The 13,177-nt window shown below is 47.8% G+C and carries 11 protein-coding genes and 1 rRNA gene; 4 read left to right on the top strand and 8 right to left on the bottom strand.

Annotated elements, in window-relative coordinates; translation table 11 throughout:
* Positions 1-47 precede the first annotated feature (47 nt).
* Positions 48-1,100 (bottom strand): N(4)-bis(aminopropyl)spermidine synthase, encoded by a 1,053-nt coding sequence (bpsA, locus tag NF865_RS06260; RefSeq protein ID WP_253303914.1) that lies wholly within the window; start codon positions 1,098-1,100, stop codon positions 48-50.
* Between the two features lie 118 nt (positions 1,101-1,218).
* Between bpsA and dph5 the strand changes: the two genes are divergently transcribed.
* Positions 1,219-2,013 (top strand): diphthine synthase, encoded by a 795-nt coding sequence (dph5, locus tag NF865_RS06255; protein WP_253305591.1) that lies wholly within the window; start codon positions 1,219-1,221, stop codon positions 2,011-2,013.
* Here dph5 and NF865_RS06250 read toward each other — a convergent pair.
* Positions 1,999-3,303, bottom strand: coding sequence for an NAD(P)-dependent malic enzyme (locus NF865_RS06250; protein WP_253303913.1), 1,305 nt, complete (start codon positions 3,301-3,303; stop codon positions 1,999-2,001). The two genes, dph5 and NF865_RS06250, sit on opposite strands and share 15 nt — an antisense overlap.
* 133 nt (positions 3,304-3,436) lie before the next feature.
* Between NF865_RS06250 and NF865_RS06245 the strand changes: the two genes are divergently transcribed.
* The gene (locus tag NF865_RS06245) at positions 3,437-4,774 is read left to right on the top strand and encodes an NCS2 family permease (RefSeq protein WP_253303912.1); all 1,338 of its coding nucleotides are present in this window, start codon (positions 3,437-3,439) and stop codon (positions 4,772-4,774) included.
* Here NF865_RS06245 and NF865_RS06240 read toward each other — a convergent pair.
* Both NF865_RS06240 and NF865_RS06235 read right to left on the bottom strand, forming a co-directional pair.
* Complete coding sequence (locus tag NF865_RS06240; RefSeq protein WP_253305590.1) at positions 4,730-5,209, bottom strand: metal-dependent transcriptional regulator; 480 nt, start codon at positions 5,207-5,209, stop codon at positions 4,730-4,732. The genes NF865_RS06245 and NF865_RS06240 overlap by 45 nt on opposite strands.
* 73 nt (positions 5,210-5,282) lie before the next feature.
* The gene (locus tag NF865_RS06235) at positions 5,283-5,864 is read right to left on the bottom strand and encodes an indolepyruvate oxidoreductase subunit beta (protein ID WP_253305589.1); all 582 of its coding nucleotides are present in this window, start codon (positions 5,862-5,864) and stop codon (positions 5,283-5,285) included.
* An 80-nt stretch (positions 5,865-5,944) separates the two neighbouring features.
* Between NF865_RS06235 and NF865_RS06230 the strand changes: the two genes are divergently transcribed.
* Positions 5,945-6,628: a class I SAM-dependent methyltransferase gene (locus NF865_RS06230; RefSeq protein WP_253303911.1), complete on the top strand. Its 684-nt coding sequence runs from the start codon at positions 5,945-5,947 to the stop codon at positions 6,626-6,628.
* 3 nt (positions 6,629-6,631) lie between these two features.
* Here NF865_RS06230 and lysS read toward each other — a convergent pair whose 3' ends face one another.
* Positions 6,632-8,212 carry a lysine--tRNA ligase gene (lysS, locus tag NF865_RS06225; protein WP_253303910.1) on the bottom strand — a complete coding sequence of 527 codons (1,581 nt, stop codon included), beginning with the start codon at positions 8,210-8,212 and terminating at the stop codon, positions 6,632-6,634.
* A gap of 143 nt (positions 8,213-8,355) precedes the next feature.
* Here lysS and NF865_RS06220 point away from each other — a divergent pair, with 143 nt between their 5' ends.
* Positions 8,356-8,970, top strand: coding sequence for a diacylglycerol/polyprenol kinase family protein (locus NF865_RS06220; protein WP_253303909.1), 615 nt, complete (start codon positions 8,356-8,358; stop codon positions 8,968-8,970).
* On the opposite strand, the gene NF865_RS06215 is transcribed toward NF865_RS06220, so the two are convergent.
* From NF865_RS06215 to NF865_RS06205, 3 genes are all read right to left on the bottom strand, one after another.
* Positions 8,971-9,537, bottom strand: coding sequence for a DUF366 family protein (locus NF865_RS06215; protein ID WP_253303908.1), 567 nt, complete (start codon positions 9,535-9,537; stop codon positions 8,971-8,973). It lies immediately after the preceding gene.
* A complete protein-coding gene (locus NF865_RS06210; RefSeq protein ID WP_253303907.1) occupies positions 9,538-10,020 on the bottom strand; it encodes a magnesium-dependent phosphatase-1 in 483 nt (160 codons plus the stop codon).
* Between the two features lie 129 nt (positions 10,021-10,149).
* A 23S ribosomal RNA gene (locus NF865_RS06205) occupies positions 10,150-13,176 on the bottom strand.
* Between the last annotated feature and the right edge of the window lies 1 nt (position 13,177).

Here is a 13,177-nt window from a genome sequence, read left to right as displayed (position 1 = left end):
CTAAACAACAAATTTAAACCTTATGGAACAAAAATATGGAAAAAGAGTCAGGTAGTTGAACTTTCCTCGTCGTCATAAAGTTCTTGACCAACTGTGATTTCCTCTTCATAACCTTTAGAGCCTTCAATGGTTTGAATTCTAAACATGTAGCTCTTATACCAGTTGTATGTGGGCATGGTCTTTACTGGTAGAAGCCTCCAAGCCCTTGTTTCCTCCATATATCCCCAGTTGACGTACTCATTGAAGTTCCTTATTATATCTGTTATGACCACGTTGAACTCCGTTATGAGGAGCTTCTCTATCTGGTGCCACTTGTCAATTGAGCTTTCTCTTCTCGTGATTCCAAAGTAACCTGCACAACCAGGCCCTTTGAGGGTTGCAATTCCTCTTCCAACGAAAGCCCTAACTGCATCGACTGTCTCGGGAGGATCAGTGATGAAGGTATCGAACTTCCTTAGGGCGTAGTCTGGCAAGGGCTTCCTAAGGTCAAAGGTGAATATCTCCACGTTGTTGTAACCAATTTCCTCGGCAGTCTTCTCGATGAACTTAACAAGCCTCTCGTCAATATCAAGAACAGCAATCCTCTTTGGAAGGCCTGAAAGCATTAAAGCAATGCTCGTTAAATCGTCATCTCCCAGAACAAAAACTTCCTTGTTCTCGAGGTCTCCCCTAGTGTGCATCAGGGCAACTCTTGCAACTGTTGTTTCTGGAGTTACATAAGCCTGATCAAACTCATGCTTTGGCTGGGGCCTGTTTTTGACAATTTCTTTAAACTCCTCAAGGAGATCGCTAAAAGCATTGAGCTCAACGGTTTTTCCTTGGCAGTGTTTACAGGTGTAGTCCTCTCTCTTTCCGATTCCATACTTCTCCACGAGCTCCTTCCCTTTCTGAGTAAGGAGTATCCCGTCTTTGAACTCCACATAACCTAACTCGTGAAGTGCTTCAACCACCGCAACTACGAGGGGAAGTGGCTCTTCGCTAAGGTCTACTATCCTCCAAGGATCCTTGCTCGCAAGGATAGCACTTAACACGTTTTCAATTGTTCTCTCATAAACTGGTATCGGGGTTTTCTCTCTAACTCTCTCAACAATCGCTTTCATCTTCACTCCCTCCACTAGCTTTTAATTAAAACCGTCGGAAAAAGTTCATAAAAAGCTATTTTAAAGTTTTTGGAATAGGTTTTTAGCCTTCAATTCCTTAGAAAAAGGGGTGAAGAAAATGGTGATATATTTCATAGGGCTCGGACTTTACGATGAAAAGGACATCACCCTTAAAGGACTGGAAATAGCGAGAAAGTGTGATTTGGTGTTTGCAGAGTTCTACACGTCTCTCCTAGCTGGTACAAACATAGAGAAAATAGAGAAGCTGATAGGAAAACCAATAACGCTCCTAAACAGAGAAGACGTTGAACTGAACTTTGAGAAGATAGTCCTGAGTGAAGCAAAAACCAAAGATGTGGCTTTTCTAACCGCTGGAGACCCAATGGTGGCAACTACTCACGCGGATCTAAGAATAAGGGCAAAGCAAATGGGAATAGAGAGCTACGTTATACATGCACCATCCATATATTCGGCCGTTGCTATAACGGGGCTTCAAATCTATAAGTTCGGAAAGAGTGCAACAGTCGCTTGCCCAGAGAAAAATTGGTTCCCCACAAGCCACTACGACACGATCAAAGAAAACAAAGAACGCGGCCTTCATACGCTCCTTTTCCTGGACATTAAGGCAGACCAAGGAAAGTACATGACTGCTAATGAGGCAATGGAGATCCTCCTTCAAGTAGAGGAAAAGAAAAAAGAGGGAGTCTTTACCAAAGATACCCTAGTTGTGGTCCTCGCAAGAGCAGGCTCCCTAAATCCGACGATCAAAGCCGGTTACGTAAAAGATATGATAAAGGAGGACTTTGGAAAGCAGCCGCATGTTCTAATAGTGCCCGGAAGGCTACACATAGTAGAGGCGGAATACCTGGTAGCCTTTGCCAATGCTCCCGAGGAGATACTAAAGGAAGTTTAGCTTTTTTCTTTCCCTATTTATCGGGGCAATATAACGCTGGTAGAACTCCCTTAGCTTTACTGTATGCTCTTCCACCCATTCTCCGCTGATTTTCCTTCTTGCGATCCCATCCTTTATAGCTTGCTCCGCAACTGCCCTCGCTTCTTTTGGGTACACATCAGGATGCAAGGGAGTGGGAATTATGTAGTCTTCAGATAGCTCTTCATCACTTACACACTCTGCTATCGCTTTAGCAGCCGCTATGTTCATGGTTAAGGTTATTTCCCTTGCTCTAACGTCTAAAGCCCCTCTAAAAATTCCGGGAAAGCCCAAAACGTTGTTGATTTGATTTGGATAGTCGCTCCTACCTGTTGCGACTATTCTTGCCCCAGCTTTTTTGGCCTTTTCAGGCATTATCTCTGGAATAGGATTCGCCATTGCAAAGACTATGGCATCATCTGCCATCTTTTTAATCATATCCTCCGTAACGATGTTGCCAGCGCTTACACCTATGAAAACGTCGGCTCCTTCAAGTGCCTTTGAGAGGTCTCCTTCTATATTGTGGATGTTAAACTTGGCAACTTCCCTTTTGTAGGGATTTAAATCCTCTCTGCCTTCGTGGATTATCCCCTTTCTATCAACCATAACTATCTCTCTAACCCCGACATGATGCAAAAGCTTCGCTATAGCGATTCCCGCAGCACCAGCACCACTTATGGCGATTTTTATGTCTTTGAAGCTCTTTCCAACAAGCTTGAGTGCGTTCATTAAGCCAGCAAGAGTTACAACAGCCGTGCCGTGCTGGTCGTCATGAAAAACCGGGATATCAAGCTCATTCTTAAGCCTCTCCTCAATTTCAAAGCATCTTGGTGCGGAGATGTCTTCCAGATTTATGCCCCCAAAGCCCTTTGAAATCAGCTTAACTGTTCTTACGATGTCCTCTACGTCCTTGCTGTCAATGAGTATAGGAAAAGCATCCACTCCAGCCAATGCCTTGAATAGGACGCATTTACCTTCCATCACGGGCATTCCGGCTAAAACTCCTATGTCCCCGAGCCCAAGCACCGCAGAGCCGTCCGTAACTACGGCCACAGTGTTAGGGATAACGGTGTATTCTTCGTAACTTTCGCCGTTTGCTATAGCCTTACAAGGTTCAGCGACACCTGGAGTGTAGGCCAAACTTAAGTCATAGAAATCCTCGATCTTAACCTTTGGGATGACTTCTATTTTCCCATTTCCGGGAAAATTATTCCGGTGGTATTCAAGCGCATCCCTTGCAAGGTTTGTCCTTTGTTCTTCGTTAATCCTCATGAGTCCATCCCCTATCTTTTGAGGGTTCTTCCAATTAAACTCTTTGCATATCTTGCTTTAACATTTTTGTGTTCAAAATATTTAAATATACCCAATAGTTTTACCACTTTTGTATCAATCAGAGGTGAGAGAGATGGAGGCTCTTGAGAAATATTTCGAGTTTGAGAAGTACAAAACCGATATGAGGACCGAAATACTCGCGGGAATAACCACTTTCATGACGATGGCATACATTCTCTTCGTAAACCCCGCAATCCTCAGTGATGCAATGGGAAAAGAAGCCTTCAACTCACTTGTGGCAGTAACAGCACTTGCAGCTGGGATTTCCACCATAATAATGGGAATTTACGCCAAAAAGCCCTTCGCATTGGCTCCAGGAATGGGGCTGAATGCATACTTTGCCTACAGCGTCGTGCTCGGAATGGGCTACGACTGGAGAGTAGCCCTTGCAGCAGTTTTCGTTGAGGGAATACTTTTCATACTGCTCACAGTCACCAAGGTTAGAAGCGCAATAATCCATGCAATCCCACTAAGCCAGAAATATGCCGTTGGGGCTGGAATAGGGCTTTTCTTGACACTTATAGGACTCAACGATGTTGGCCTTCTAACAGCAGTCGTTAATGAGAATGGAGCACTTAAACTCACAGGGTTTAATGCCTCAGCGCTTGCTACAAAAGCTGGCGTGTTATTCCTATTTGGCCTCTTCTTGGCAGCAGTCCTCATAAGTCTCAGGGTGAAGGGTGCTCTATTGATTTCAATCCTCACCACAAGCATTTTAGGTTGGATAAGTGGAGCCGCCCCTTGGCCAGAGCACATATTTTCACGCCCGGACATAAGCTACACCTTCCTAAAGCTCGACCTTCAAGGGTTACTCAACGTTGGAGCTATAGGTGTTGTATTTGCGTTCTTCATGGTTGACTTCTTCGACACCCTTGGAACGGTGACGGGGCTAAGTGCCAAAGCAGGATTCCTAACAAAAGACGGCAAAGTACCAGATGCAGAGAAAGTCCTCTTGACAGATGCAATAGGCACAACCCTCGGAGCACTTCTTGGAACATCAACGGTAACCACGTATATAGAAAGCGCCGCGGGAATTGAAGAGGGTGGAAGAACCGGAATGACTGCTTTGGTAACAGGTTTGCTGTTCCTCGCAATAGGATTGTTCATAGCACCAGTCGCACAAGCCATCCCAGCGTTTGCCACTGCACCTGCCTTGGTTATAGTGGGTTACTACATGCTCGGCGCAATAAGGGAAGTTGACTTTGATGACCCAAGTGAGGCAATCCCAGCATTCCTAGTGCTTATCACCATCCCATACACATATTCAATAGCGAATGGAATAGGAATGGGCTTCATAAGCTACACAATAATAAAGCTGCTCAGCGGAAGAGGAAAAGAAGTGCACCCACTAATGTACGTGCTAGCATTAATCTTCATTGGCTACTTTGCTTACTTGGGAGGACTCCTCTGAGCCTTTTGCTTCTTCTTTTTCTATGTGTTCTTTAAGAAACTGCTTGAGAACATATGGACAGTGTTCTTGTATGTACTGGGCGAATTCTTTCATTCTCTCAGCCGTAATCTCGTGAACATAATGCTCGAACTGACACGCATCTTCCTCCGCTATTTCAGGGGGAACTCCAAGGATCTCGGTGAAAAATTTCATCAAGAGTACGTGCTTCTGGTAAGTCTCTTTAGCTATTTTAAGCCCCTTTTCAGTTAAAAGAATCCTATCGTACTTCTCATATTTTATCAGCCCTTTTTCACTCAACTTTTTTAAGGCATCTACTACACTCGGAGGCCTAACACCCAGCTTTTTTGAGATGTCCTTTACTCTGATTACCCCCTTGTTTTTTTGGAGTATGTACATAGTCTCGAGATACTCTTCCTCTCTCTTAGTTATCTCCACAAACCTCACCTGAATTAGTTTGACCTAAATAATTTAAGTGCTTTTTGGTCACACTAAGAATAATAAAAAGAGGCTATTTGGCAAGCTCTATTCCTCTTTCAAGGGCTTTGATGTTAATCTCCCAGAGTTTCGGTTTTAATGTCTCTTGAATTCCATTTAAGATGCTCTCCTTCTTCAATGGGATCAAACCTTTCCCATAAGCAAACCCCAGCATAAGCACTCCCAGAGTACGGGAGTTTATTTTATCTGCTTCCTCTTGGAAGTTCTCCATTTCAACGGTGCATATTTTTGAAAGAGCATTGCGTATTTCCTCAAGGCTTGGATATTTCTCCTTTCCAACCAGGGTTGTAGCCGTATGAATTGGGTAAGCATTTATTATAGCATAACTTTTGCCGCTTAGGAATCTCGCATTTCTCAGCGCTTCAGCCGGTTCGAGGGCGAGCATCAGATCAGCATTGCCTTCTTCAATGAGCGGGGAGTAAACTTCTTCCCCAAACCTAAGATAGCTGAGTACACTACCATAGCGCTGACTCATTCCCAGAGTTTCCCCTATCCTAACGTTATATCCCTCTTTCATTGCAGCATTCCCGATAATTCTTGAAAGTGTAAGTCCTCCCTGTCCCCCGACTCCCGTTATTATTAAGTTGAACTCCATAATCACCACCAATAAAATTAACATGGAAGGGTTAAAAATCTGGCGGAAGGTTTATTTGGTAATCCACATCATTCTCTAACATGGGCTTTAAAGAGTATTACCGCGCATTTAAGGCTTACACCGATATATACTCAAAAGAATACCAGAGAAGAATAGAGGAGCTTAAGCCTCATTTGCTCAGGTTTATGAAGCGAAAAGGAAAGGTCTTGGACTTAGCATGCGGCGTCGGAGGGTTTTCCTTCCTTCTTGAGGATCATGGCTTTGAGGTCATGGGGCTTGATATAGATGAAGAGATGATTAAAAAAGCCACAGAATACGCGGAAGAAAAGAATTCCAAGGTAAAATTTATAGTGGGAGATGCAAGAGAGCTATCCTTTGAAGATGAAACTTTTGATTACGTTCTCTTTCTCGGAAACACAACCGTCCACTTTTTGCCCAAAGACCTAAGTGAAGTTTTTAAAGAAGTTAAAAGAGTACTTAAAAAGGATGGGGTGTTTTTGATGAATTTCGTGGACATGAGGGGACTTCTTCCAAGAATCCGAATGGGAACCATAGTTGGCGAAGAGTACTGGATAAGCAAGGTGACGATTGACGAAGAAGAAAAAACCGCCCTAATAGAGTATAAAAGTGAGAGAGATTCTTTCAGGGTGAGGTTTGTAATATGGGGAAAAACTGCCGTAGAATTGCTTGCAAAACTGTATTTCATCCCTATAGAAAGCGTTAAGCTCGACGAGGTATCCTACCTGAATGTGTATAAAAAATAAAAATCAGCCCTCAAGCCTAAGCCTCTTTATGACGAATTCCCTGTCGAGTGAAGCTAGAAATGGAGCGAGTCTCGGTCCCCTGTCTTTCCCTATGAAGAGGTTGTAGAGAACCTTAAAGTACTTCTTGCTCGGGATGTTTCTCTTTTTGGCAGCATTGAATATAACCGAATTGAACTCATCGACGGTGAATTTTTCTCTGCTCTCAAGCCACTCCGCAACTTCCATGAGAGCATCTTTTATCCCTTCACTCACCTCAATTGATGGGACTTTTTCCTGAATCTCAAATTTGACATCATCGGGAGCGTATTTTTCGACCCAGTTCTTGGCAAGGAGTATTCTGAGCCTAATTCTATTCAAATCTTCATCATTTAGCTGAGCTGGAACATGACCCTGTTCTTTAAGTATTTCCACTATTCTTTCTTCATTTAAATGAGGCATTTGAACAAGGACTACAAGAAACCTAAAGGGAGCCTGAGCCGCCAAACGGTTTGGTATAGAGGGCATCGAAAGTTCATAGGTCCTCTTAAGCTCTTCAGCCTCTTCGGGATTTTTAGCCCCCTCTAGGCCAAAGTACAGCCTCTCAACCCTATCAAATTCGTCATAGAGATTCAACAAGCCCAAACCCAAATCAATCTTGATCTCTTTATTCGGTCTATGCCTTGCGTAGATGAACCTGATAACACCAGGCTCAAGAACTTCGTAGAGATCGCTTAGGAGAATAACGTTCCCTTTACTGCCACTCATCTTGCCCTTCTGACCTTTTATACCAACAAACTCGTACATAAGCGTCATTGGTGCCTTCCATCCAAAGATTTTCTCCACGATCTCCTTTCCGGTGTCGTAGGAACCCCCTGCAGCGAGATGGTCCTTGCCCGCTGGCTCAAAATCCACCTTAAAGTGTGCCCATCTCATTGGCCAATCAACACGCCAGCGAAGCTTTACGTTGCCCTCTCTTATATCCACTATTCCCTCGCTTTCACAATGGGGGCATTTGTACTTAACCTTCCACTCTCCATCCCACTCCACAAAATCAGCTTCTTTCCTACAGTTTGGGCAGTAAATCTGTACTGGTTGCCACTCATTAGGCAAATGAGGCTGTTTTGCCGTATCCCTAAACTTGTTTAAAATTTCCATTATTTCCTTTCTTTTTTCAAGAGCTAGTCTAATCTCATTTGCATATTCCCCGCTTTTGTAGAGTTTGCTTGCCCTAAGGAAATCAACCTCAATCCCGAGCTTTTCAACTTCTTCTTCAAAGAGGTTCATGAAATGATCTGCATAGCTGTTGTGGCATTCCCACGGATCTGGAACCTCACTAACGGGCATCGTTAAGTATTCGCTCCATTCCTTGGGGACGTTTTTTGGCACCTTTCTGAAACGATCGTAATCATCCCACATGTGAATATGCCTAACCTTCTTTCCTTTATCTCTCAACGCGTGTCCGACAATATAAGCCGTAAAAAGCTCCCTAAAGTTCCCTATATGAACGTAACCACTCGGCGTTATTCCGCTTTCCACCACATACTCTTCTTTCTCTCCTCTCTCTTTGATGATTTTTTCAGCCATATAATCAGCCCAATGAACCATTCATCCCCACCCGCAGGTAAGTATGAGAAACACTTTTTAAGCTTTGGCTAGCTGAAAGGCCAAAAGTCTTTAACATTATTTTACAAGGTTCGGACAAAAAAGTATATTTAGCCCCATTCAATATTTAATCCTTGGTGAAATCAATGTTCCCTACATGGTTACCCTATGCCGGCATTGCAGCCGGGATTATCATAATTGCGATAGGATTTACAAAAATGCTCGGAGAGGAATACGCTTGGGTTAATAGAAAGATAATCCACTTCAGCATTACACCCGCAATAATACTTTACTATACTGAAAAAATTCCAAGGGAGGTCTTCGCTCCAGCTGCTTTTGCCTTTGCGTTGGCTCAATTAATACCCCATCTAAAGAGAGAGGAACTCCCCTGGTACCAAATAAATAGAAATTACGGGGAGGTATTCTTTGCCCTTTCTGCTTCCTTCGTAGTTGCTTTTCTCCCAAAAGAGTATGCCACTGCGGTATTGCTAGTTATGGCAATAAGTGATGGCATTACTGGTATTTTGAGGTTTTATTACTTCAGGAAAAATGGATACAACGTGAAACTTAAAAAACACTGGAGCGGTAGTCTAGGATACTTTTTGACAGCCTTTTTAATAGCATCTTCAGTTCTTCCGGAAAAGTCCTTTGCAATAAAACTGATATGGAGTGGGATATTAACCCTCGCAGAATACCAGAAATTTCTCGACGACAATTTAGCGGTTCCATTAGTGGCTGCTTTCCTTTATCCAGTAGTCTAGTTATTCGGCCCACCTCACCTTGAGGCTGTCTTTCTTCACTTTAGTGAACTCTTCAGCTAGAGCCTTTCCGCTCTTTTCCATGAACTCTGCAATATCAAGTATTCCAAGCTCTTTAAGTCCAATTGCATCGACCCCTTTCGGGATACCTTTTGCCTCAACGTTTATTCCAATATGTATTTTTACGCTAACTGGTGAAACCGTGGCTATTGAGATGCTGAGCTTCTTGCCATTTACGTAAATGTCATCTCCCTTTCTGGAAGTTTTTATGTTGTATTCTCCCAACAGTTCACAAAGCTTTGCTATGAAGAGTTTTTGAAGAGCAGATGCCATGAGAGTGCTTGGATAATCAAAAACCTCTACTATATAATGAACCATGTCGTCGCTTTTAATTTCCTTTTTCTGCCGGAGATCTTCAATATCAATCATTTCTTCAATTTTTACGTCACATCTGCCTCTAAAAACCACTATGGAATTTCCCAGAATCCCAAAGTTTCTGTAAGCCCAGTGGCTTTTTATTGCCGAGCCGTCGTAGTCTATCCTTCTATCTCCTATAACCAAAAGTTCCATTTATATCACCTCACAATCTTCTAAGAGCTCTCTAAGCTCCTCAAAGCTCTTTACATCAACCCACATGTGTATAAATCTGAGATTTGGAATCCTCTTTTTTATATCTCCAAGGTGAATTGTTCTATCATCGACATAAATAATTTCCGACACTTCATATCCTGCACTTTTAAGCTGCTTCAACGTTCGAAGTATCATATCTGCTTTGTTTGGGTGATATTCTATTTTTGGAAAGAGGAAATATTCCCAAATACCAAACTCCTCCAGAATTGGCCTCACAAGTTCCTTAACGTTCCAGCTTGCTATGCTCAAAATAAACCTGTCCTTTGCCCATTCCAGAAACTCCAACACACCATCAAATAATCTTAGCTTATTTCCGTATGCATCGATTATCTCATTTCCATTCCTCTGAAATGGAGGAACAAGCCGAGAAGCATCTTGATGATCCCATAATGTGCCATCCAAATCTAGCACTAACAATTTCACCACTACCACCAAGAATATTCATACAAATTAAGGTTCTTGAATTTATCGATGTTCAGAAAAGCAGGAAAAGATTATTTTGAGGACCGTGCATAGGTGGATTTGGCCTATCAAATGTCCAGCCCCCTTTCGGGGGTAAGAACCTCGGGCTATTGGGAGCGGCAGACTAAACGGGTCGGTTTCCCTTCCCGCTTACATCCCCGCTCCATCAAACCCGTCTTCTGCGGGTGCCCTCGTCCCTGGCAACGGGCCGGTCGCCCGACCCCCTGCGCCAGGGAGTGGCCGCCTATTTTCGGGGACCGCTTCGGCCTTAGATGCCTTCAGGCCTTATCGGACGCGGCGTAGCTGCCCGGCTATGCCCTGTAGGACAACCGGTAGACCAGAGGCCGCGGCACCCTGTTCCTCTCGTACTAAGGGCGCCTTCCCCTCAGGCGGCCAGCACCCCCGGTAGATAGCATCCGACCTGTCTCACGACGGTCTAAACCCAGCTCACGTTCCCCTTTAATGGGTGAACACCCCCACCCTTGGCCCCTGCTGCAGGGCCAGGATGGGAAGAGCCGACAGCGAGGTAGCAAGCCTCGGGGTCGATATGGGCTCTCGCCCGAGACGACTCTGTTATCCCCAGGGTAGCTTTTCTGTCATCCCAGGCCCCCACCGGGGAGGCACTGGGGTTCGCTAGGCCACGCTTTCGCGGCTGGACCCGCCTCTGTTACGGGTCCAGTCAGGCCGGCTTTTGCCCTTGCACTCTACGGCGGATTCCTGACCCGCCTGAGCCGACCTTAGGGCGCCCCCGATACCTTTTCGGAGGCGTGCCGCCCCAGCCAAACTGCCCACCTACCGCTGTCCCCGCTTTCGCGGGTTAGCCATACGGCAGAGGGTGGGCGGTGTCTCATGGGCGGCTCCACCCGGCCCGGAGACCGGGCTTCGACGCCTCCCGCCTACGCTGCGCACCCCCCGCCGTATGGCAACGGCAGGCTGCAGTAAAGCTCCATGGGGTCTTCGCTTCCCACCGGGGGTCCCTGGCATATGCGCCAGGCAGTGGTTTCGCCGGGCCCCAGCCGGGGACAGTGGGGACCTCGTTACGCCATTCATGCAGGTCGGCATTTAACCGACAAGGAATTTCGCTACCTTAAGAGGGTTATAGTTACCCCCGCCGTTTACCGGCGCTTCACCCGGTTGAACCCGGGCTTCACGTACCGGCACTGGGCAGGCGTCGGCCCCAGTACAAACCCTTTCGGGCTAGCTGGGACCTGTGTTTTTATTAAACAGTCGGGCCCCCCTAGTCACTGCGACCTGCGGTTTACGCAACCGCAGGCACCCCTTCTCCCGAAGTTACGGGGCCAATTTGCCGAGTTCCCTCGGCTGGGTTTCCCCCGACACGCCTTAGGCTTCTCACCCAGGGGCACCAGTGTCGGTTCTCGGTACGGTCGCGGTGGATCGTTCCCGAGGGGCTTTTCACGGGCCCCAGGGATCGGCGGAACCCCCCTTACGGGAGGCCATTCGCGCTTTCACCCGGTTCTCGCCATTACGGCACTCCCCGGGCTTATACGCTTAGCCGGCCTTGTGGACCGGTCCGCCTACCCCGAGGCGTCACCCCTCGGGCTTGCGTTGCCGCACCTACCACCGCGGTACGGGAATATAAACCCGTTTCCCTTTCGCCAGCACCGAGTTACGGGCTGGCTTAGGACCGACTAACCCACGGCTGACGAACATTGCCGTGGAACCCTGGCCCCTACGGCGGCCGGGATTCTCACCCGGCTATGCTGCTACTCCCGGCAGGATCCGCAATCCCGACGGGTCCACCGGACCTTACGGCCCGGCTTCTACCCCACCGGGACGCCCGCCTACCCGATCACGGACCAATCGGTCCGTGCGCCGGGGTCTCGGCGGCCGGCTTGAACCCCGTCCATTTTCGGGGCCCCTGACCTCGACGGGTGAGCTGTTACGCACTCTTTAAAGGATGGCTGCTTCTAAGCCTACCTCCCCGCTGTCTAAGGCCAGGGACACCCTTTGGAGTAATACTTAGCCGGCACTTTGGGGCCTTAACCCCGGTCTGGGTTGTTCCCCTCTCGGTGGACGGCTTACACCGCCACCCTACTCCCCCCATCTACGGCGGTAGTGGGTTCGGAGTTTGACAGGGTGCCGGAGGCTTTCGCCCCCTGCACACCCAATCAGTGCTCTACCCCACTACCTGCCTCCGGGGAGGCTATCCTGCGGGATAATTCGGCGGGAACCAGCTATCTCCGGCCTCGATTGGCCTTTCACCCCTAGCCCGGGGTCACGGGAGCGAATTGCACGTCAGCACCCCTATCGGGCCTCCATCCCTCTGTTGAGGGACTTCACCCTGCCCCGGGCTAGATCGACCGGTTTCGGGTCTCACGGCCGTGACTCCGGGCGCTTTCACACCCCGTCCCTCCCTTTCGGTGCGGACCTGTCGGTTTCCCTACGGCTCCGGGGATTTCTCCCCTTAACCTCGCCACGGCCGTGAACTCCCTGCCCCGTGTTTCAAGACGGACGGTGCAACCCCGGTCCTCTTCCCTCGTACTCTCCCGTCGCCGGGATTTCCTTCGGGAAGACTCATTCCTTTCGGGCCGCACCCACCTATCGCCGCCTGGTTTCAGGCTCTTTTCACCCCCCTCCCGGGGTGCTTTTCAGCTTTCCCTCACGGTACTAGTTCGCTATCGGTCTCGGGACGTATTTAGGGTTGGGAGCCGATGCCTCCCAGCTTCCCGCCGGATATCCGACCGACGGTACTCAGGGACCCTGCAGGACCCTTCGGGCTTACGCCTACGGGGCTATCACCCTCTCCGGCGCCGCGTTCCAGCGGACTTCGGCTTCACCCGAGAGGGTCCAGCGCAGGGCCCTACAACACCACATCCCCTGGGTGTTTCCACCCAGGGTTCAGTTTGCCCTGTGCCGCTTTCGGTCGCCCCTACTCACGGCATCGCTTTTGCTTTCTTTTCCTGCGGGTACTAAGATGTTTCAATTCCCCGCGTTCCCCCTCCCTGCCGGGAGTGCGGCAAAGCCGCGGGAGGTCCCATTCGGGAATCCCCGGCTCGACGGCTGCCTGCGCCTCACCGGGGCTTATCGCAGCTTGCCACGCCCTTCGTCGGCGCCCCGAGCCGAGCCATCCACCAGGCGGCTTAGGTTTCTTACCCCC

This window comes from Thermococcus aggregans (assembly GCF_024022995.1).
In the GTDB taxonomy this organism is placed as follows: domain Archaea; phylum Methanobacteriota_B; class Thermococci; order Thermococcales; family Thermococcaceae; genus Thermococcus_A; species Thermococcus_A aggregans.
The sequence above is the reverse complement of the archived record's forward strand: the minus strand, read 5'-3'. Positions and strand labels throughout refer to the sequence as shown.

Excerpts from the sequence above, each read along its gene's own strand:
- NF865_RS06245 (WP_253303912.1), top strand. The coding sequence starts at position 3,437 with ATGGAGGCTCTTGAGAAATATTTCGAGTTTGAGAAGTACAAAACCGAT.
- NF865_RS06250 (WP_253303913.1), bottom strand. The coding sequence starts at position 3,303 with ATGAGGATTAACGAAGAACAAAGGACAAACCTTGCAAGGGATGCGCTT.
- bpsA (WP_253303914.1), bottom strand. The coding sequence starts at position 1,100 with ATGAAAGCGATTGTTGAGAGAGTTAGAGAGAAAACCCCGATACCAGTT.
- NF865_RS06235 (WP_253305589.1), bottom strand. The coding sequence starts at position 5,864 with ATGGAGTTCAACTTAATAATAACGGGAGTCGGGGGACAGGGAGGACTT.
- lysS (WP_253303910.1), bottom strand. The coding sequence starts at position 8,212 with ATGGTTCATTGGGCTGATTATATGGCTGAAAAAATCATCAAAGAGAGA.
- NF865_RS06230 (WP_253303911.1), top strand. The coding sequence starts at position 5,945 with ATGGGCTTTAAAGAGTATTACCGCGCATTTAAGGCTTACACCGATATA.
- NF865_RS06220 (WP_253303909.1), top strand. The coding sequence starts at position 8,356 with ATGTTCCCTACATGGTTACCCTATGCCGGCATTGCAGCCGGGATTATC.
- dph5 (WP_253305591.1), top strand. The coding sequence starts at position 1,219 with ATGGTGATATATTTCATAGGGCTCGGACTTTACGATGAAAAGGACATC.
- NF865_RS06215 (WP_253303908.1), bottom strand. The coding sequence starts at position 9,537 with ATGGAACTTTTGGTTATAGGAGATAGAAGGATAGACTACGACGGCTCG.